Raw genomic sequence first — 18,498 nt, 5'->3', positions numbered from 1 at the left:
TACTAATGTCCGCTGAGGGTCGGTTTGCGACTTTGGCACCCGCACGCACGTCGGACCTTCACGCAGCCCAGCCGAACAGGGCTGAATAGTTCTCAGGTTCGTCCACGGCGGCGCACCGCCGCCGTCACTACGAAAGGGCGCGATGGTGTTCGCCCCAGGCGCCGGTCTCACGCCCTTAAGCGGACCTTCCGAGAGTCTGCGAGGGGTGGGAAGCGGACATTGGCTGACAGCCGCCCGGCGACTAGGCTCGCGCTATGAAACAGCTATCCGCGCTCGAAATAGCCGCCGCTGTCGTTCTGGCGAAGCAAGTCAGCCCCGATGGGGGCCATGCTCTCATCGAGCAGTTGAAGACGGCTGAGGTTTCTGGCCGTGAATTCACAGGTTTCGGTTTTTACACTGAGTTCAGCGTGGACAGGGCGTTGCCGCCCGCCGTGGTCACCGTCAGCCCGGGGGGATGGGTTCGCTCTGAAGTGGGGCCGGATGCCTACCCCCTAGAATTCATGCTCTACGTCAAAGACGGCTACGCGGAGATGATCGAAGCCTACAGCTATTTCGACGGCTACGGTGACATCGACCTTTTGACCGCATCATTTACCGCGCCCAACGCCTTCGATCCTCCGGCAATCGAGGCCAGCTAAGGGTCGATTGCGGGCCTAGGCGTCAGCGCCGAAAGCAGACGTTGGCGCCCGGGCCGGAAAACGGACGCTCCCGACGTCAGCTAAGGGTGGGAAGCGGTCATTACGGTGCTAGGCTATGGCGCGAAAAATCTGACGGGCGCAGGCGTGGCTTCAAGCGCATCCCACATCGCCTTCACGGTGTCGCGCTTCCCGGTTTTGCAGTGCTCGCGCGCTAGCTGGATCGCACTAAGCTCCTCGGGCCAGAGACTTCGGCCCAGACGTCGTTCCTGGAAAGCGATGAACTTACTCGGGCGCATAGGTGACCGTAGGCCTCTTTCCGCCGATCTCCTAACCCCATCACCCCACCATCATCCAAGTCCCGTAAGCGGACGCTCGGAATGCCTGGGAGGGGTGGCAAGCGGACCTTGGTCGAACCGCCACCAGCCTAGCGGTTATACAGGTGGTCCGAATAGACCAAGGAGGCAGCTGCGAGCGTGAATAGCGCTACAAGCAGCCATCGGGCTCGTTGATTTAGATCGTCGGGACCGCCCATGATTAAGCCTCTCAGCTGTTGCGCGCTGGTAAACGCATTCGCATCAATGTCCGTCATGGGTCGAGATTCGACTTTGGCATCTGGCCCGAAACCGGAACCTTGGCCGAACAGCCTGGCAGTGCAAGTGCCCAACTTCCCCTAGGGGTGGTTAGTGGACGTTCAGCGACCGATGGAGTGGCCAGTGCCTGCGAGGTGTATCAGTGAAAGCATCATCACCACCCCGAAGGAAGCGTACGCCAGAAATTGGAGGATGGGCGCTTCGCGCGCCAGCAGCATCACCGCGATGACTTCGATGAAAAGAACCGCCCGGATTGTCAGTAGAAGCGGCGATCCCGCACGGCTCCCGAAGATGCCCCATTGAGGGTCCAGGACGGGGGTGAGGCGAAACTGAAACCCATGGTCGCCCATCATCTCTTGGTTCGCCGCCTTGATGCCCCTGTGGCACCTCGGATCAAAGAGCATCCGCAGAAAGAGAAGAAGGGCGACCGCAGTCGCCAATAGGGCAAGCGGATTGGCAAGCGTCGCCCGTGCCGGTTCGTATGCGGCGCCTATGACCACAACCGCACCGCCGAGCGCAGCGATTAGTAGGGAAAGCCAATAAATCCAGCGTGAGGACATGCATCGAACTGAGCATCGACCGGCAGTGTCCGCAATGGGGCGAGACGCAACTTCGGGCTGCGGCCGAAAATCGGACCTTCACGCTGCCCAGCCGAACAGGGCTGAATAGTTCTCAGGATCGTCCACGGCGGCGCACCGCCGCCGTTCCTACGAAAGGCCGCGATGGTGTTCGCCTCAAGCGCCGGTCTCATGCCCCTAAGCGGACCTTCCGCAAGTCTGGGAGAGGTGGAAAGCGGACGTCTCGCATGCAAATCTGGAGCCATGTGGACAACTCAACGCACACCAGAAGAAGTGGCTCGGTGCCTACGAGACTTCATCGACGGCACTGGCGGCGAGTGGGATTGGGACGACTTCGCAAGCGTCACGATCAAGGATCAGGCTCTCGAAAGCATCCGCCAGCGGGCTACTCGAACTGAGCCATTGAAGGCTGACATTAAGCAGCTTCGGAAGCTATTGGCAGAAGCTGAAGCGCTGTGCGCTACGCCTACTAATGTCCGCTGAGGGTCGAGATGCGACTTTGGCATCTGGCCCGAAACCGGACCTTGGCCGAACAACCCGGCAGTGCAAGTGCCCCACTTCCCCTAGGGGTGGTTAGCGGACACTTGCCGTAACGTTGGGGCGGTTGTTACGTTCATGACATGTGGGTCCGCCTAACCATCTGTGTCGCGGCTCTGCTCGTCAGCGGATGTGACCCGATCTACGGCGTCGAGAGCCGAGCCACCCTCTCCGGTCCCGTTGATGCCCGGTGCATCAATGCAGCCTTGGCGAGCGTCGTCGGTGCGGGCCGTGTGGCGTGTGAGCGTAGCGAGAGCCGATCGACGGAAATCTATCCGAAACAGCGTGAGGTCCTCACTGTCATGCACGTATGGAGCTACGGCGAGGGCGGCAGCGACATTTTGCAGATCAATCAGACACCGGACGGATGGGATTATCGAAATGCACGCAGCCGCATGGGTTCGGCAGTGACAGACGAAGAAATAGCCCGCTTCCAGCCGTTGATGCTGGCGGTGATCCGCAACAGGTCGCTTTGCGAAGTAGACATTCCCATGCGGGGGCTGGCATATCTTGAGCGGGTGGTGCAGCCGCAGCCGCTGATCTGATCTTCTGGTCGCGCAGACCGGATCTTCTGCTGATTGATTACGCCGTTGGCGTAGCCCTTCTCCTCGGCTGAGTCGTCGTACTCTACGCAGTTTCTATGACAATGATGGATAGTCGCCTCAGCGTGGGCGGCTTCATTAAGTTCATCATCACATCAGTAGTGATGATGCTGCCTACCGCTCTCGCATTGGGCCTGTTGTGGCTCTCGGCGCTTTACAAGAGCGGGGCGGGCATAGCCTCTTCAGCAGTGTTTTTTAATCGTCTCGCTTGTTTTCATCATGCTGCTCCCAGGATGGCCGGTGATGCAGGCAAAATCGACCAAATTGATCGGGCCATTGGTTGCTCTCGGAGCGACCCGCGGGATCCGATGGTCCCTTGTCATCGCTGGCTTCCTGACTGGTGGGGTCAATCGGGCTCTTCCAGCGATATCATCTGCGACTGAGGTCTGGTCAGCGCTGACCTTGGCGGTATTGGGCGGCGGGATCGCCGTGCTCTCTGCAATGATAGCGACCAGCATTGCGGTCACTTCCGCCAAGCTGATGCTGGCCGAGAGTTAAGTGTCAGCAGTCGACGCCTATGGCCGAGGTTTGCTTGCTGCCCCGGTCGCACAGCGCATCCGCAAGAGCCTCCGCGGTGAATGGCTTGGTGAGGACGGCGTGAGCGCCGAGGCCGGAAGCCATCTGCAGAATGGGACCGGGGCCTAGCCGCCCCCCGCCGGTCATAGCGACGACCCGCATTGTCTCCCTGAGATGACGGGTATCCATAATAAAGTTCAGCCCGTCCCGGTCGGGCATCAAAATGTCCAGCAGAACGGCGTCGGGCGACCATTGTCGCACGATGTCCAACCCTTCATCGACAGTTTCGGCGGTCATGACCTGGTAATCCATACGCTCCAGCATGTCCTCCAGATGACGCAACAAAAGGGGATCGTCCTCGATGACGCAGACTTTCACGGCGGAGCTCCTGATTGATCGTCCGTGTCTGTCTAGCCGATGACGATCACGGTTCGTCAACCAGGGCGGCGTCGCTTTCGCTTTGCCCTGGGCCTTGCTTCGGTGTTCTTCGCCGTGACTCTGATCGTCATTGGGGTGGAGCTTCGGCGTGAATTCGCCGGGGCCGCAGCCTTACGTGCGGCCGTAGACCGGTCCTACGATACTCGATTGCAGATCCAGTCCGTCTTCTCTCTGCTCCAGGACGCCGAGACCGGACAGCGCGGCTACATCATCACCGGCGATAATCGGTTTCTGGAACCCTATGATCTGGCTCTGACGCGGATCAGCGCGCAGATGGACGCCCTCGGCGTCCTGTTCAACGCCGACGAGGCGCAGACCGCTCACCACCAACGCCTGTCACAGGAAGTGGCGCGTAAACGCCGGATCATGGAGCGCAGCGTCAATCTGCGCCAGGCAGGACAGGCCGGAGCCGCCGTGGCGTCGGTGTCGAGCGGCGAGGGCAAGGCGACAATGGACGAGATCCGCCAGGTGGTGGATCAGATGACGCAGCGCGAGGCCGAGCATCTGGCCGCCCTGTCCGCCAAGGCCGCAAAGCGGACCGCGCGCACGGAGCTTATGGTCCTGTTGTTGTTCCTGGGCCTGGTCGTCATCGCGGCGGCGACGGTGTTTATGGTCTGGAGATATCTGGCGACCCGAAGCCTTCTTCTGGAGCGGCTGCAGGCCGCCGCCGCGCGACACAGCGCCACCCTGGACAGCGCCTTCGACGCCATCGTCACCCTGAACCCGAGCGGCAGCATCGAGACCATGAACCCGGCTGCAGAGCGCATGTTCGGCTGGCGCGCGGAGGAAATCGGTCGGCGGGACGTCGGAATCCTGATCAACCTGGCGGAAAACGGCGAGGGCGCGTTCCTGGATCGGCTCGGCGCCAGTCAGGGGGCTTGGGAGGACGGCCTTCTACGCGAGCTGACCGGGAAACGTCGGACGGGGGAGAGCTTCCCCGCCGACGTGGCCCTCGGCGCGATGGACTTGCCCGCCGGCCGCCATGTCGTGGCCGTGATCCGGGACATCACCGAACGCCGCCGGGTGGCCGAGATGAAGGATGCCTTCGTCTCGACGGTCAGCCATGAGCTGCGCACGCCCCTGACCTCCATCGCCGGCTCGCTCGGCTTGCTGGCCGGCGGCGCCGCCGGCGACCTGCCCGAGAGAGCCGCCCGCCTCATCGGCATCGCCCATTCAAACAGCCAGCGGCTGGTCCGGCTGATCAACGACATCCTCGACGTCGAGAAGCTTGACGCCGGCAAGCTGGTCCTAACCATGTCGCCGCTCGATCTCCGAGACATCGCGGCACGGGCGATCGACGGCGTCAGGGGTTACGTCCATCAGTTGGGCGTGAATCTGCGTCTTGAGGACGGCGCTTCCGCGCCGGTGCGCGGCGACGCCGACCGGCTGATCCAGGTGGTGACCAATCTGCTGTCCAATGCCGCCAAGTTCTCTCCGGTCGGCGGCGAGGTGACGGTCACCGTCAATCCGGAAACCCGGATCGCCCGGCTTAGCGTCGCCGACCACGGCCCCGGCATTTCGGAGGAATTCCGCTCGCGCATCTTCGGCAAGTTCGCCCAGGCGGATTCGACCGACACGCGCGCCAAGGGGGGCACGGGTCTGGGTCTGGCCATCGCGCGGGACATCGCCGAACGCCATGGCGGACGGCTGTGGTTTGAATCCGCCGAGGGCGAAGGCGCCACCTTCCATCTCGACCTGCCGCTGGACCTGCCGGACGCAGATCAGGGCGAGGGGCCGGGACGTTTGCTCATCTGCGAGGACGACCCCGATTCCGCACGGGTTCTGGTCGAGATGCTGTCCCTTGAAGGCTATCAGGCCGACGTGGCCGTCACCGCCCGGGACGCCCTGGCGATGGCGCGCAAGGGGGTCCATGCGGCGGCGCTTGTCGATCTGCAGTTGCCGGATGCCGACGGCGTCAGCCTGATCCGTGCGCTGAAGGCCGGCGGCGATACGCGCGCCATGCCGGTGATCGTCGTCTCGGGGGGCGCGGCCCGAGGCCAGGCGCGCGGACGCTCGCTGGAGGTAGCGGACTGGATGGAGAAGCCGGTGGATCAGGCCCGCTTGCGCCTTGCCGTGCAATCTCTTGTCCGGTCAGACGCAAAGCCGCTGGTCCTGCATGTGGACGATGACCGGGACATTCTGGAGGTGACGCGCCACGGGCTTGAATCGGTGGAAGTCGTCGGCGCGGAGAGCCTGGCCGACGCGCGAGCCGCACTGGCTCGCCGACGGCCCGACCTGGTGATCCTGGACCTTGGCCTTCCGGACGGAAACGGCCTCGACCTTCTGCCGGAACTGACGGACGAGGAGGGGCGCACCATCCCGGTCGTCATCTATTCCGCGCAGGACCTGGATCGCCAGGCCGCGCCGGCGGTTCAGGCCGTGCTTACCAAGTCCCGCATGTCCCTGACCCAGCTGGCGCGCACTGTGCGCCGCCTGACACGTCGCGCCGGAGGCCAAAAATGACAGCCCTGAACATACTGCACGTCGACGACGAGGACGACATCCGTGAGGTAGCAGCCTACGCGCTCGCTCTCGATCCCGACATCGTCCTGACCTCGGTCGCCTCGGGTCAGGCGGCGCTCGCCGCGCTGGACGAGGGACTTCGGCCTGACGTCGTCCTGCTCGACGTGATGATGCCGAACCTGGATGGAGCCGGGACCCTTGCGAGGATTCGCGAACGGCCGGCTCTTCGAAATACGCCCGTAATTTTCATGACGGCGCGAGCGCGATCCGGAGAAATCGATCAGTATCGCGCCTTGGGCGCGCTGGACGTCGTCATCAAGCCTTTCGATCCCATGACCCTTGCCGCAGACGTCCGGGCCATCCTTGCGGCTAGCCAATGAACGACCTGTTGGCCAGCCTCAGGGCGCGGTTTCTGGACCGCTGCGTAGGCGATCTCGCACGCATCGAAAAGCTGTGCGAGCGCGACGCCCTGCATTCGGAGGAAATGCAGGCTCTGGTGCATAGGCTCGCGGGCGCCGCCGGCACTTTCGGCTTTCCTGTCATCAGCGACGCGGCGGCCGACTGTGACGACGCCTTGGCTCAAGGACAGGCGCCCGATCGCTCTAAAGTCGAGCGACTGACGGCCGCCCTCGAGGAGGCCTTGGCTAGGCGGGCGGACTGAAACCCTTACGCGTCATTGCGCCCCACGACTGGCTTCGACGCAGGTATTGCCACAAGCCGCGCAGCCGCCACAGGTTGTTGAGTTGTCGATAGCCGAAGTTTTCCAGCACCGCCGCAGCGGTCAGCAACAGGAGGTGGCGCGCGCGTGGAAAGCGCCTGAGCTCTGACTCCTCCAACGCCAGCGCTCCCACGGAAATCACGACTCCGAAGGTGAACGTGATGGCCAGGAAGGCCAGCAGATAGTCCAGAGATAGCAGTCCCAGCGCCCAGAAGGCCGGGATGAGGAGATAGCCCAGCAGCTCCACCACCGGTCCCAGGATATCCACGAGGAAGATGTAGCCGAAGCCGACGGGACCGAGGCGGCCATAGCGAGGGCGGAACATCACGTCCCAGTGGCGTTCGAAGGTCTCAAGAGCCCCGCGATGCCAGCGCGCCCTTTGGCGCCCCAGGACCCGGATGTCTTCCGGAGCCTCGGTCCAGCATACAGGCTCAGGAACGAAACCTATGCGATACGGTCGGTCTTGATCGCGCATGAGGCGGTGAAGCTTGACGACCAACTCCATGTCTTCGCCGACCGTCCCCCGGGTGTAGCCGCCGGCTTCGATCACGCGTGCTCGCCGGAAGAGGCCAAAGGCGCCCGAAATGATCGTGAGCGTGTTGATCCGGCTCCAGGCAAGCCGGGCCATGAGGAAGGCGCGCAGATATTCGACGGTCTGCAGCAGCGCGAGCAGATTGCGTGGAGGGCGGACTTCCAGCACCTGGCCGTCTCTGATGAGGCAGCCGTTGGCGATACGCACGGTGCCTCCGACCGCCACGGTGCGCTCAGGTTCTTCGACAAAGGGCTGGACTGCGCGCAGCAAGGCGTCGGGCTCCAGCAAGGAGTCAGCGTCCATCGAGCAGAAGATCGGCGCCCGGGATATGTTGATGCCGGCGTTGAGCGCGTCGGCTTTGCCGCCGTTCTCCTTGTCCACGACTATTAGGCGTGGCTGGTGCGCGGCCGTGTAGACGCCTCTTATCGGTTGATGATCCAGGGCCTGCTCATAATGTCGCTGCGCAGGTCTCAATTCGTAGGCGTCGATCAGCACCTGCAAGGTGGCGTCCCTGGACCCGTCATTGATGACGATCACCTCGAAACTGGGGTAACGCAGGGACAGCAGCGACCTGACGCTTTGAACAATCGTGAGCGCCTCGTCGTAGGCCGGAGCCAGCAGGGCGATAGGCGGCGAAGCCTCGGCGTAGCGACGCCACAGGGCGCCGGATTCCGGGATCGCCGGTCGGGCGGCGAGCGCGCCGGCCGCCAGCAACAACTGGATCAGGTAGACGAGATTCTGGGCGAGACCCATGCCGATCACGAACATGGCGATCGACCGGGCGAATCCCACCAGGATGAGGGCTATCTCCTGGGTCACGCCGCAGCCTTCATCAGCCCGCGCTCGGCCAGCGCGAGAGAAGCGGCGCGACGCACCACGTCATGCTCATCTTCGATCGCCGTGCGCAGGATGGCGACCCCCGGATCGCCGAGGATGGCCAGCGCCTCGCCAGCGCGGAAACGAACCCACCAGGCCGGGTCTCCCAGCGCCTGTCGCAGCCGCGGCGCGGCATGGACCAGCCTGATCCGACCGACAGCCTCGCAGGCGGCGGAGCGAACCTGCCAGGCCGCGTCGGTCAGCGCCGCCGTCACGGCCGCCTCACCAGCCGGATGAGCGAGAAGCCCAAGGGCGCGCACCGAGGCGATACGCAGTTCCAAGTCCGCGTCGGTCGCGGTTCGCACCAGAGGCTCCACGGCACGATAGTCTCCTGACGCGCCTAAAGCGTCTGCCAACATCGCGCGGGTGGCGGAAGGAGCGAGAGGAAGAATAAAGACGTCCAGAGCCTCCGTCGGCGTCGCTTTAGCGGCACGTCTGATGACGGGTTCGTACAGCAGGGAGTCCTGGAGGCCGCGTCTGGCTATGTCCGTCAGCATGTCCTGCAACGGCGGAGCGGCGTCCATGTCCAGAAGAGCGGTGAGGACCGCTACGCGAAAGTCCCCTTCGCGTGATCGGGCCAGGGCCGACCGCAAGGCGTCTACGGTCGCCACATCTGGAAAGGCGGCCAGCGCCTCAGCCGCCGCTATTCGGCCGGCCTTGCTCCCCCTGTCGAGTCGGAGGCGCAGACGGTCGGGAAGCCCCAACCGAGCGAGGCTTTCGATCAGGCGATCCCGCTGCGCGCCACGTACAAGCCCCAACACCTCCACCAGAGCTTCGGCCATCAGACGGGCTCGCATCTGATAGGGCTTCAGTTGTGGTTCCGCCCCGACGTCGCCGTTCAGGATCGCCAGGAACAACCTGCGGATCTGGGCCTCATCCCCAGCCCGTTTGCTGTCGAACCGTTCCCGCAGAAGGCGGGCGAGAATCAGACCCGTCATCCAGACCAGGGCCGCTGCGATGAGCATCAGCGAAACCCACCACAATGCGGTTAGAAAGCTCACCAGAATCGCCAGCCCAGACCGAGGGTGATCGCCTTTCGATCATAACGACCCCGATCTTCTTCCAGGCCGCCCACCCGCAAGCTGATCTGGTCTGTCAGACCGATCTCGACGCCGGCGCTGAGGGCGCGCACGTCTGTCGTCAGACCTTCACTGCTTTCGGGAGCGTCAGCGTAGTCCGCCCGGAAACGCAGACGGTCGGTCGGGGTCCAGTTGACACTGACGGCGTAGCCGGCGCGGTGCTGGTCGGTCTCGTCCCAGACGTTGATCCAGCGCGCGGCCAGCCGCACCCGCCCTTGTGCGAGGTCTGCGACCAGTCCGGGCTGCAGACTGCTCACGTTCCCGCTTGCGAAGCGCGCGGCGGAGGCGTCCAGCGTTCCGTTGATGCTCGGCAGAAGATGGACTTCCGCCCCGACGCGCACCGAGACTGTCGGACGGTAGTCCGCCTCCACGGCGCCGCCTAGCGCGCCGTAAGCTTCGCCCCAGGGGAAGAGACGGTCCAGCTGTCCCTCGACGAACAGGTCCCGTTTGTCGAACCGTTCCGTCCATTCGCCTACGCCCGTGATCGTCGAGCGCTCATCCATGGCATGGGCGGCGGCGACACGCACTTCGTTCCAGTCGGACAATCCCGCGCCAAGGCGGCTCCTTGAGCCGTCCAGATCAAAGCGCCAAGCGGGTTGCGGCCGCAAGGCGCGGGCCAGGGCTTTCAGATCAGCCCGTTCAGGCGCCGCAAGGAGCGCCTTGTCGGTTTCCATTCTAGCGCGCCCGGCGTCGCCGCGCCTGCGCGCGACGAGCGCCAGTCCGAGGCGGGCGTCCACATAATGCGGGGCCCGGACGAGGACGGCCTCGAAGTCCGCCTCGGCCTCGTCCAGCCGGTCAAGCGCCAGGAGGGAGAGGCCGCGATTCAACAGGGCGTCCGTATTTTGGGGCCTAATCCGAAGAACCGTATCCAGCTTGGCAAGCGCCGCCTCGCTGCGCCCCGCGCGTCGGTCGCGGACGGCCTCCTCGTAAAGCGCGGTCGGATCCGGGCGGACCTCAGCCGGAACGTCTTGAACGAGCATCGTCGCGCTCCATGCTCGAGTCCGCGATGATCCGGCTGATGCGCTGTACGAGTTCTTCGGGAATGAAGGGCTTGGCCAGATAGTCGGCGGCGCCCAGCTGAAGGCCGCCTACGATGTCTTTTTCGTGTTTTAGCGCTGTCAGCATAATCACAGGGACAGCCCGCGTGGTTTCGTCGCTTTTCAGGCGACGCAACACCTCGAAACCGTCCATGACCGGCATCATGGCGTCCAGAACGATAAGGTCCGGTTTGTGAACCTGGGCGAGGTCCAGAACCTCCCCGCCGTGCTCGGCCGCGATGACCTGATGCTCAGCCGCCGCAAGCTTGTGTTGCAGCAAAGCTCGCAACAACGGGTCGTCGTCCGCGATCAGAATCCGGGCCATATTCTTACTCCACTACCCTGCGCCCTTCACCCTATGGGAGGAGAGTATGAACCAAGCCCTAGCAAGCGACCGCTCTGGTCCGGGTCTTGGCGGCCATCGAACTTGACGGCGAGCGCGGCGGCCTGAAGGCGCGGCGCCGAACAGATGCGGGGTGAAGGCGTGTTCGACGCCCCCAGATGCATGACGCCGCGCCGTCGCTTTCGTCTCTTATCGATCGCCAACAGGCGTCGAGCGGGACGTGCGAGGGCGCCATTAACAGCGTCAGGCCTTCGGCTTCTGCCGAAGGCCTTCAGCCTTGAGCGCCCACGGCGGGCTTCAGACCTGCACGCCTTCGCTGTGCGACAGGGGTTCCTAACCTTGGCGATGCTTCAGGCTGCTGATCACGTCATGGTCGGCCTTGATGGCCGCATAGGCCGCGGCAATGCGTTGTCGCAAGGCGTCGGGAAGAACAGCCTCCTCTGCAGCTTTTTCAAAACGCGCCTTGATGACGTCTTCTCCGCGTTCGACCTCGTCGATCACGCCGCTGTCATCACGCCCCATGAGTTCGCCTCTCAGTTCGGCGAACTTGTTATGGACGCGGCCGAGCAGCGACTGGTCGTCTTCCGGTTCACCCCCCAGGTTACGCACTTCGGATTGGAGTTGACGGCTCAGCTCTTCGCGTCTGTCCGCACGATCCTCGAACATGATCTTGAGTTCGGGATTGCTCGCGCCGTCTGCGGCGTGTCGATAACCATGAACACTGTCCAGGGTCGTTTCGATCAGATCATTCAAGGTTTTGACGGCTTGTCCATTGTCGACGTGCATTGAGGCGATATCCTTTGCGTAACGGCCAGATAGAACCTTTCATGTTGCGTCATGTTCCGTGATTTCTTCTGGAGCGGCGCCTGGAATGCGGTCTGGCGAGGAAACGACCGGCAAGGTTCGCATTGCTCGTGGGCGGAGGTCCGTTACGCCTTGGCCCAGCTTGGCGGGGGACGCCGGACTCGCTGCGCGAGCGGACCGAACATGCAGCTCGCATCTGCGTGCACTCCTGGTCACAAGGAACCCAAGGTAAAGCCTGTGGTTCTCTCTGTCGGGTTGGCGAAGGGGCGGTCGTGCGAAGACGCTTGACGATATTGGTGTTGAGCGTGGCCGTCCCCGCGGCTGCGGCCCTCGGTCTCCTGGTCGGCCTCAATGTGCTCGAGGCGCGTCGCGCTCATGAACGCGCGCTTCTGGCGACGGCTCGATCAGTATCGACCGCCATAGATATGGATGTGGTGCGAAAGCTTGACGCCGTCGACGCGATCGCGAGTTCGGACGCCTTGGCCGCCGGGGACTGGAGGCGCCTCGGAGAGCGGACGAGTCGGCTCGGGTTGGGGGAGGGCATAGAGCTGTCCGTGGTTGACCCGGGAGCGGCCCACGCCCTCCATATGCCGGTCGGCGAGACGCCGGCCGAGCAAGCGGTCCCGATGACGATCCGCCCGGAATATGAAATCCGGTTCGGGGCGCAAGGACGGGCCAGAGTGTCCGATCTGCATGGGGCTTTCCGATCCGAGGCTCCTGGCATTGCGATCGGGTCCGCCCAGCAAGCCCCGGAGACCAAACCGGCGGTTGTCCTGATCGTCCCTCCAACCCGGTTTCTGGACGTGATCACTCGCCAACCGGTTTCAGAATCCGCCCTGGTCACCCTCGTCGACGCCCGGCGCCGCGTGATTGCACGGTCTCGAGACCACGCCGTTCATCTGGGGGCGTCCGCCACGCCGGCGATGATCGCTGCAATGGCGGCCGCGCCGGAAGGCGTGGTGGCCAGTCGTTCGTTGGACGGCGATCCGACTGTCGTAGCCTACACCCGATCAGAGCTGTCCGGTTGGACAACCATGGTCGTGGTGCCGCGCTGGTCGTTGGAAGCGCCCATCTGGACCAACGTCCTGGGAGTCGGCGCGGTGTTTCTCCTTCTCGGCGGGTTGAGTCTGGTGGCGGTGCATAACCAGTCCAACGCCATTTCGCGTGAACTGGAAGCTCTGGAAAAGGACGCGGCTGCGCTGGGAGGCGGAGGGATCGTGCCGCCTCGCCAAGGGCGCATCGCGACCATGGCCAAGGTTCAGAAGGCGCTCAGCTGCGCCTCGGTCGAATTGAGCCGACGTGACGAAAGACAAACCCTCCTGATCAACGAGCTCAATCATCGGGTCAAGAACACCTTGGCGACCGTCCAGGCGCTTGCGGCGCAGACCTTTAGAGGGGCGGAGCACGAAGCTTGCCGCAAGTTCGAGCGAAGGCTCTCCGCCCTGGGTCGGGCTCATGATCTGCTGACGCAGGCGGCCTGGACGGAAGTCGAGATGCAGGATGTTTTCGCGCGTTGCGGGGAAAACCATGAGGGACGAATTCGCGCCCGCGGCCCTTCCGTCATGTTGCGGCCCGAGGCGGCGCTGGCCCTTTACATGTGCGCCCACGAGCTCACCACCAACAGCCTCAAGTACGGCGCGCTGGGCTCGGAAACCGGCAGCGTAGAGATCGGGTGGTCGCGTGAGGAGGATGGGGTCGTCCAGCTTGTCTGGCGCGAACGCGGAGGGCCTGTCGTGAGCCCGCCTACGCGCGAAGGGTTCGGCACGAAGCTGATGGACAGATTGGCGCGGCATGAACTGAACGGCAGGCTGGAAAGGGAATACCGACCGGCTGGACTGGTGGCGCGTGGACGATTCCGCCTGTCCTCGGACAGCCGGTTTCGTTCCGACCTCTGACCGCCAGGACTTCGGCGCGCGCAGCGACGCTCATCTTCCTAACCTATGTTGAGGACGCCTGGCCCTTTACGTGATCATGAAGACCGATCCCTCCCCGGGTCTTGCGTCGAATGTATTGCAGCGACGTTTGATGATCTGTTGATGGAGAGGCGATCAAGTGGCTACGGCGATCATTCTTCGCTGCCGACGCAAGCAGCCCGGCTGTGGCCTTCGCATCTGGTACGAGTACGCGCCGATCGTCGACGGCAGCGCTAGGAGGCGGCCCAATCACATGATGGCGTCAGCGGATAGCGCCGCAGATCTGGCTCGACGTTCCGGGTTCAGCGTCGACGGCGATGTCATGGATGTTCAGGTCTGAGCTGGGGCGCTGATGGAACGCTTGCGACGCGGTCTGCTGATCTTCGTGGTTCTGGCGACCACATTCTTCATTGGCGTGAGCATCAGCGTTCTCATCTGGAGCTTGCAGGCGATCTGATGAGGCGGCCCAGGCCATAGCTTGACTGTTTTGGCCGTTCGACCGACGGCGCGATGCAGGAGCGAAGGTTCGTGTCATTCTGTGGTGAGGATGAGGCTGAACGTCGCGAGAATCTGGAGCGATCCGGCGGCCCACAAAATTCCAGGCAGGCGCGCGGCGTCGGCCTCACTTTCTGATCCGTCTGTTCTCCGGCACGCGGGAGATCGAATTGCTATAGGTGCGCGGAGGAGCCGCGCGCCGCGTCGGCCCGCAGTATCGAGTGCGCCCATGACCATTCCGACAGATCTGACAGACGCCCAGCCGGCCCCTAATATGGCGACCTCGCCGCGGTTTCTGATCGGGATCGTCGGCGCCGTGGCCTTCGCCCACCTCCTCAACGACCTCATTCAGGCGGTCCTGCCGGCCATCTATCCGATGCTGAAGACGAAGTTCGCCCTGAGCTTCACCCAGATCGGCGTTGTCGCCCTGGTCTATCAATTCACGGCTTCGCTGCTTCAACCGTGGATCGGCTTCTATACGGACAAGCATCCCAAGCCCTATCTACTGCCCTGCGGGATGTTCGCCACCCTGATCGGGATCGGCTTGCTGGCGACCGCCGGCGGCTTCACCATGCTCCTGGTCGCCTCGGCGGTGATCGGGGTGGGGTCCGCCACCTTCCACCCGGAAGCCTCGCGTGTCGCCCGTCTCGCCTCCGGCGGACGGTTCGGCACAGCGCAATCGACCTTCCAGGTCGGCGGCAACACCGGGTCCGCCATCGGGCCTCTGGCGGCCTCGCTGATTATCCTGCCCCTGGGCCTCACCGCCGTGGGGTGGCTGGCGGTCGCTGCGGTGACGGCGATCTGGGTGCTCTTTGGCGTCACGCGCTGGCGTATCCGCAACCCTCACGCCATGGTCGCGGCCAAGACCCTGAGCGAAGGCCCCCAGCTAAGCCGGGGCCGGATCATCGGCGCCCTGGCGGTTATCGCCGTGCTGATGTTCGCCAAATTCATCTACATCGGCGCCTTCACCAACTACTTCACCTTCTACCTGATCGAGCGTTTCGCCCTCTCGGTTCAGGATTCCCAGTTCCACCTGTTCGCCTTCCTGGCGGCCGTGGCGGCGGGGACCTTCGCCGGCGGCCCGATCGGCGACCGGATCGGCCGCAAGGCCGTGATCTGGCTGTCCTTCCTCGGCGCGGCGCCCTTCGCCCTGCTGTTGCCCTACGTGGATATGGGGTGGACGACCGTCCTCTCGATCGCCATCGGCTTCATCATGTCCTCCGCCTTCGCGGCCCTGGTCGTCTATGCGCAGGAACTCGTGCCGGGCCGTGTGGGCCTGGTGTCGGGCCTGATGTTCGGCCTCATGTTCGGCATCGGCGGGATCGGCGCGGCGGGCCTCGGCCTGCTCGCGGACGCCAACGGCATCGTCTGGGTCTACAAGCTGTGCGCCGTACTGCCGCTTCTGGGCCTGGTCACCGCCCTGCTTCCTGACGTGAAGACGTCGGGGGCGGTGGGTTAGGCCTTGCCCGCAGAGGCGGCCGGGCGGGAACTGGAAGTCATAGGTCCAGGGGGACGCGTCTTTCCCTCTATCGTGTCCGATGCCGTGCGCCCCGCGCTTCCACCCATGGCGTTCAGGGCCCCCTGCGCCTCGGCGCAGCGAGGACGGCCTCGCTTGTTAAGGGCGGTCGCCGGGCTGGGGCGTGGTGGTCGTGACGACGGCCGTGCTGCTGGACGGGGGCGTCACCACCGTCTGACGCTCGACGACGACCGGCTCGGAAGCCCGCGCTTCGGCTGCGCGCGCCTCAGCCTGGGCGCGGATCGCTTCAGCGCGAGCCGTCGCGCTTTGGGCCTGTGCGATCGCCACGCTGTCCCGAGTGCTGCTGAGCTGGTTCTGAGCCAGAGCGGCCTCTGCCGTTTGCCTCGCATTGTCCGCCGCTGCTTCTGCCTGGATGACGCGCAATTCGGCGTCAGTGGGCGCAGTTGCTGGACGCGTCAGGAAATAGATAAGGCCGAAGACGACTGCGGCGAGAAGAATGCCGACAACCCACCACAGAGCTATATTGGTTTCACGTTCGACGATGATGGTCTCCGGCGCGCGGCGGATCGTGCTGCCGATAGGCGCGATCACATTCGGGTCGTCACGTTTGAAATCGTCCACGGCTTTCCTCCTGATTGCTGCGATCAAATGGCGCCGCGGGACCTATGGTTCCGCTTGTTTTCCAAAAGTCCCAACGACCGGCCTCTGTCCTGAGAGAATCCCGGTCAGCACGCCGTCTCATGGTCGGGCCAGTGTCCGCGATTTTTTGTGAGAAAACTCGCCCAGCCTGTGATGAGTTCGCTTCCGAACTCTGGAACCTCAGGCGTTCACGAGCCGTTCGAGCCAGACAGCGCCGGCTGTTCGAGCGGCCTGCCGGCGATAAGCGCCGCTCGTCCCCTATCGAGTTGAACCCATCCTTCCCCCTCGCCCTGATCGGCGAGGGGCTTTTTTTGTCAGTTCGCGCCAGTCAAAATCCATGAGGACCTGGCCCTTAGGGAGACGGCGACTTCCCGGGCAAAGGCCCGGTGGGCCTCATTCTCGTCGAGTATCACCCGACCGGACCTGTTCCGACCGCTGGTCACCCGGTAGCAGGTCTGTTTCCGTTGGCCGTCAGCCATGCGTTTGACACGCGTCAGCTTCACACCGGCCTGGGCGCGGATCAGCTTCTTCATAGGAACCTCCTCTCCCTGGAGTCAGGCCAGGGCGGCGGCTTTGGTTCCCGCCCTGGCGGACGAGCAATCCTGACATCAATCGGGCCTGAAGGGCGCGTGGCGAGCGCCAAGGGAAGACATCTGGACGGTTGCGGCGCTTCGCAAGGGAACAAGCCTTCCATCCTGCGGTTACCCCTTCGCACTTCCCCAGAGGAATGCAGGTCGGTCCGGCGTCGTGCTCAGCCAAACCCCGTACGCACCGGACCGACTAATTCTTCTTCCCTCGCTCATTGTCCGACCAAAGTTTGGATCACAGCCATTCTTGAAGGCGGCTGGGGCGCAGCTCCCGCGCCGGTCCGTCGTGCGGTGAAGGCCGAAGCGGTTTTTGTGCAACCGCCTCGGCCTTGACCGGAAAAGACCGGTCCTTTCGGATTAGGCTCGGCGTTCAGGACGGACTCTGCTGGCCCTTGCCGCGCTGTTGTTCCTGAAGATCGCCTTCCGGCACGGCGCCGGCCGGTATCTTCGTCAGGTTTCCGTTTTCGTCCGAAAGACAGTCGGCGGCCCTCTTGTAGCCGCTCTGATCCAGGGTGGTTTCGCGAGCCGCCTGTTTCTGAAGGCTGTCTTCACCTTGGCCGAGGCCGCTGTCGTCGGCTTTCCCGGGCTGGGGACGGGTCGGGTCGCGGTCGGGATCAGGCCTGGATTCAGTCACCTTCCATCTCCTCAGTCCGGGTTTGCAATGGGCGGGGTCATGGGCGATCGACGATCCTCATCGGGGTCTTCGCCCTCCGCCTTGGACGTCTCCCGCCGCGCCTGAGATTGAAGGCTGTCGTGATCCTGAGGGTCGTCGTTCGGACCGGCGTCGGCCGGCGCGCTTTCATTGGGTCGGGTATCGGTCACAACGGCGCTCCTTCAGCTTCCAGAGCCAAAGCCGTCAGGGCCGCCAGCGCCGGCGGCGCCTTCGCCGCCCGATGCGGGCGCCGGGTCGTCCTTGCCCGGCTGGCGCTGGGCCTGATCGCGGAGATGCTCGCGCTGTTGCGGGTTTTCATCCGGCTGGGGCGTATTGGTTTCCGGATCCTGTTCGCGGTCCGCGTTGGGTTGGACGTCGGTCATGTCGTTACTCCTTCTGGGTTGCAGGAAGGGAAGCGGCTGCGGAAACGGGCGTTCCTGCACTGGCGTTTCACGATAAGTTTGGACGTGGCCGGGAACCCGGCGAGGCGGAGGTCTGCGCGGCTGCGCGGCGGACAAGAAAAAGGCCCCGGCGACGACCGGGGCCTCTTCGGCGGCGTGACTGAAGCGCGTCAGAGTCGCGGACCGCGCCCGCGCAGGCCGCCGACGACCAGGGAGACCACGAACAGGATGACGGCGATGACGGCGATGAACTTGGCGATCTCGAACGACATGCCGGAGATGCCGCCGAAGCCGAGCACGGCCGCGACCAGGGCGATGATGAAGAAGATGATGGCCCAACGAAGCATGGAACGGTCCTCCGGAGTCTGTTGATGGAGGTCAAGCTCGACACCTCCCTGCCGATCATTCGACGTGCGACCAACGCGCCCTGGATTTGACTGTTCCATCCTGGCGGATGCGCCGGCCCGCCGCGCAAGCCTGCGCAAATGCGACGCGGGCTTGACGCATGGCCGCGGGCAGGGACCTATGGGTCCCCATCGCGGCGAGCTCCATGCGTCACGGAATTCGTCTACGAGCGAGGAGG

General features: G+C 64.0%; 21 protein-coding genes. 7 read left to right on the top strand and 14 right to left on the bottom strand.

Going from position 1 to position 18,498, the window contains the following annotated elements; translation table 11 throughout:
- The first annotated feature begins 254 nt into the window (after positions 1–254).
- The gene (locus tag B3K53_RS09920; protein ID WP_292084073.1) at positions 255–638 is read left to right on the top strand and encodes a hypothetical protein; all 384 of its coding nucleotides are present in this window, start codon (positions 255–257) and stop codon (positions 636–638) included.
- 691 nt (positions 639–1,329) lie between these two features.
- Here the strand turns inward: B3K53_RS09920 and B3K53_RS09915 are convergent.
- A complete protein-coding gene (locus tag B3K53_RS09915) occupies positions 1,330–1,788 on the bottom strand; it encodes a hypothetical protein (protein WP_292084072.1) in 459 nt (152 codons plus the stop codon).
- Positions 1,789–2,426: 638 nt separating this feature from the next.
- Between B3K53_RS09915 and B3K53_RS09910 the strand changes: the two genes are divergently transcribed.
- The gene (locus B3K53_RS09910) at positions 2,427–2,888 is read left to right on the top strand and encodes a hypothetical protein (RefSeq protein WP_292084071.1); all 462 of its coding nucleotides are present in this window, start codon (positions 2,427–2,429) and stop codon (positions 2,886–2,888) included.
- Between the two features lie 558 nt (positions 2,889–3,446).
- On the opposite strand, the gene B3K53_RS09905 is transcribed toward B3K53_RS09910, so the two are convergent.
- Complete coding sequence (locus B3K53_RS09905; protein WP_292084070.1) at positions 3,447–3,839, bottom strand: response regulator; 393 nt, start codon at positions 3,837–3,839, stop codon at positions 3,447–3,449.
- Between the two features lie 39 nt (positions 3,840–3,878).
- On the opposite strand from B3K53_RS09905, the gene B3K53_RS09900 reads away from it, so the two are divergent.
- From B3K53_RS09900 to B3K53_RS09890, 3 genes are read left to right on the top strand one after another with little or no spacing between them, the layout of a single operon-like run.
- Positions 3,879–6,362, top strand: a complete 2,484-nt coding sequence (locus tag B3K53_RS09900) for a CHASE3 domain-containing protein (RefSeq protein WP_292084069.1) — start codon at positions 3,879–3,881, stop codon at positions 6,360–6,362.
- On the top strand, positions 6,359–6,742 hold the full coding sequence (locus tag B3K53_RS09895) for a response regulator (protein ID WP_292084066.1): 384 nt from the start codon (positions 6,359–6,361) through the stop codon (positions 6,740–6,742). The genes B3K53_RS09900 and B3K53_RS09895 overlap by 4 nt, the downstream gene beginning before the upstream one ends.
- Positions 6,739–7,023 carry an Hpt domain-containing protein gene (locus tag B3K53_RS09890; RefSeq protein ID WP_292084065.1) on the top strand — a complete coding sequence of 95 codons (285 nt, stop codon included), beginning with the start codon at positions 6,739–6,741 and terminating at the stop codon, positions 7,021–7,023. The genes B3K53_RS09895 and B3K53_RS09890 overlap by 4 nt, the downstream gene beginning before the upstream one ends.
- Here the strand turns inward: B3K53_RS09890 and B3K53_RS09885 are convergent.
- The 5 genes from B3K53_RS09885 to B3K53_RS09865 all read right to left on the bottom strand — a co-directional run bounded on the left by B3K53_RS09885 (position 7,007) and on the right by B3K53_RS09865 (position 11,733).
- Positions 7,007–8,431, bottom strand: coding sequence for a glycosyltransferase family 2 protein (locus B3K53_RS09885; RefSeq protein WP_292084064.1), 1,425 nt, complete (start codon positions 8,429–8,431; stop codon positions 7,007–7,009). The two genes, B3K53_RS09890 and B3K53_RS09885, sit on opposite strands and share 17 nt — an antisense overlap.
- Positions 8,428–9,453 (bottom strand): HEAT repeat domain-containing protein, encoded by a 1,026-nt coding sequence (locus B3K53_RS09880; RefSeq protein WP_292084063.1) that lies wholly within the window; start codon positions 9,451–9,453, stop codon positions 8,428–8,430. Before B3K53_RS09880 ends, B3K53_RS09885 begins: the two co-directional genes overlap by 4 nt.
- A 32-nt stretch (positions 9,454–9,485) precedes the next feature.
- The gene (locus B3K53_RS09875; RefSeq protein WP_292084062.1) at positions 9,486–10,547 is read right to left on the bottom strand and encodes a YaiO family outer membrane beta-barrel protein; all 1,062 of its coding nucleotides are present in this window, start codon (positions 10,545–10,547) and stop codon (positions 9,486–9,488) included.
- Entirely contained in the window at positions 10,522–10,929 is a 408-nt protein-coding gene (locus tag B3K53_RS09870) for a response regulator (protein WP_292084061.1), read from the bottom strand. The genes B3K53_RS09875 and B3K53_RS09870 overlap by 26 nt, the downstream gene beginning before the upstream one ends.
- Positions 10,930–11,280: 351 nt before the next feature.
- On the bottom strand, positions 11,281–11,733 hold the full coding sequence (locus B3K53_RS09865) for a ferritin-like domain-containing protein (RefSeq protein ID WP_292084060.1): 453 nt from the start codon (positions 11,731–11,733) through the stop codon (positions 11,281–11,283).
- Between the two features lie 323 nt (positions 11,734–12,056).
- On the opposite strand from B3K53_RS09865, the gene B3K53_RS09860 reads away from it, so the two are divergent.
- Complete coding sequence (locus B3K53_RS09860) at positions 12,057–13,646, top strand: sensor histidine kinase (protein WP_292084265.1); 1,590 nt, start codon at positions 12,057–12,059, stop codon at positions 13,644–13,646.
- A 280-nt stretch (positions 13,647–13,926) separates the two neighbouring features.
- On the opposite strand, the gene B3K53_RS09855 is transcribed toward B3K53_RS09860, so the two are convergent.
- Positions 13,927–14,139: a hypothetical protein gene (locus B3K53_RS09855; protein WP_292084059.1), complete on the bottom strand. Its 213-nt coding sequence runs from the start codon at positions 14,137–14,139 to the stop codon at positions 13,927–13,929.
- A gap of 249 nt (positions 14,140–14,388) precedes the next feature.
- On the opposite strand from B3K53_RS09855, the gene B3K53_RS09850 reads away from it, so the two are divergent.
- Positions 14,389–15,618, top strand: coding sequence for an MFS transporter (locus B3K53_RS09850; protein WP_292084058.1), 1,230 nt, complete (start codon positions 14,389–14,391; stop codon positions 15,616–15,618).
- Positions 15,619–15,774: 156 nt separating this feature from the next.
- Here B3K53_RS09850 and B3K53_RS09845 read toward each other — a convergent pair whose 3' ends face one another.
- From B3K53_RS09845 to B3K53_RS09820, 6 genes are all read right to left on the bottom strand, one after another.
- On the bottom strand, positions 15,775–16,284 hold the full coding sequence (locus B3K53_RS09845; RefSeq protein WP_292084057.1) for a hypothetical protein: 510 nt from the start codon (positions 16,282–16,284) through the stop codon (positions 15,775–15,777).
- A 305-nt stretch (positions 16,285–16,589) separates the two neighbouring features.
- Positions 16,590–16,808, bottom strand: coding sequence for a hypothetical protein (locus tag B3K53_RS09840; protein WP_292084056.1), 219 nt, complete (start codon positions 16,806–16,808; stop codon positions 16,590–16,592).
- A 424-nt stretch (positions 16,809–17,232) separates the two neighbouring features.
- The gene (locus B3K53_RS09835) at positions 17,233–17,496 is read right to left on the bottom strand and encodes a hypothetical protein (RefSeq protein ID WP_292084055.1); all 264 of its coding nucleotides are present in this window, start codon (positions 17,494–17,496) and stop codon (positions 17,233–17,235) included.
- A gap of 11 nt (positions 17,497–17,507) precedes the next feature.
- Entirely contained in the window at positions 17,508–17,684 is a 177-nt protein-coding gene (locus B3K53_RS09830; RefSeq protein ID WP_292084054.1) for a hypothetical protein, read from the bottom strand.
- 12 nt (positions 17,685–17,696) lie between these two features.
- Positions 17,697–17,897 carry a hypothetical protein gene (locus B3K53_RS09825; protein ID WP_292084053.1) on the bottom strand — a complete coding sequence of 67 codons (201 nt, stop codon included), beginning with the start codon at positions 17,895–17,897 and terminating at the stop codon, positions 17,697–17,699.
- A gap of 188 nt (positions 17,898–18,085) precedes the next feature.
- Positions 18,086–18,262, bottom strand: coding sequence for a DUF1328 domain-containing protein (locus B3K53_RS09820; protein WP_292084051.1), 177 nt, complete (start codon positions 18,260–18,262; stop codon positions 18,086–18,088).
- Positions 18,263–18,498: the final 236 nt, after the last annotated feature.

It is taken from the genome of Brevundimonas sp. UBA7506 (assembly GCF_002479495.1).
Lineage (GTDB): Bacteria > Pseudomonadota > Alphaproteobacteria > Caulobacterales > Caulobacteraceae > Brevundimonas.
The sequence above is the reverse complement of the archived record's forward strand: the minus strand, read 5'-3'. Positions and strand labels throughout refer to the sequence as shown.

Coding starts and splice junctions, on each gene's coding strand:
- B3K53_RS09920 (WP_292084073.1), top strand. CDS start 255: ATGAAACAGCTATCCGCGCTCGAAATAGCCGCCGCTGTCGTTCTGGCG.
- B3K53_RS09915 (WP_292084072.1), bottom strand. CDS start 1,788: ATGTCCTCACGCTGGATTTATTGGCTTTCCCTACTAATCGCTGCGCTC.
- B3K53_RS09910 (WP_292084071.1), top strand. CDS start 2,427: ATGTGGGTCCGCCTAACCATCTGTGTCGCGGCTCTGCTCGTCAGCGGA.
- B3K53_RS09900 (WP_292084069.1), top strand. CDS start 3,879: ATGACGATCACGGTTCGTCAACCAGGGCGGCGTCGCTTTCGCTTTGCC.
- B3K53_RS09895 (WP_292084066.1), top strand. CDS start 6,359: ATGACAGCCCTGAACATACTGCACGTCGACGACGAGGACGACATCCGT.
- B3K53_RS09890 (WP_292084065.1), top strand. CDS start 6,739: ATGAACGACCTGTTGGCCAGCCTCAGGGCGCGGTTTCTGGACCGCTGC.
- B3K53_RS09880 (WP_292084063.1), bottom strand. CDS start 9,453: ATGCTCATCGCAGCGGCCCTGGTCTGGATGACGGGTCTGATTCTCGCC.
- B3K53_RS09875 (WP_292084062.1), bottom strand. CDS start 10,547: ATGCTCGTTCAAGACGTTCCGGCTGAGGTCCGCCCGGATCCGACCGCG.
- B3K53_RS09870 (WP_292084061.1), bottom strand. CDS start 10,929: ATGGCCCGGATTCTGATCGCGGACGACGACCCGTTGTTGCGAGCTTTG.
- B3K53_RS09865 (WP_292084060.1), bottom strand. CDS start 11,733: ATGCACGTCGACAATGGACAAGCCGTCAAAACCTTGAATGATCTGATC.
- B3K53_RS09855 (WP_292084059.1), bottom strand. CDS start 14,139: ATGGCCTGGGCCGCCTCATCAGATCGCCTGCAAGCTCCAGATGAGAAC.
- B3K53_RS09850 (WP_292084058.1), top strand. CDS start 14,389: ATGACCATTCCGACAGATCTGACAGACGCCCAGCCGGCCCCTAATATG.
- B3K53_RS09840 (WP_292084056.1), bottom strand. CDS start 16,808: ATGAAGAAGCTGATCCGCGCCCAGGCCGGTGTGAAGCTGACGCGTGTC.
- B3K53_RS09825 (WP_292084053.1), bottom strand. CDS start 17,897: ATGACCGACGTCCAACCCAACGCGGACCGCGAACAGGATCCGGAAACC.
- B3K53_RS09820 (WP_292084051.1), bottom strand. CDS start 18,262: ATGCTTCGTTGGGCCATCATCTTCTTCATCATCGCCCTGGTCGCGGCC.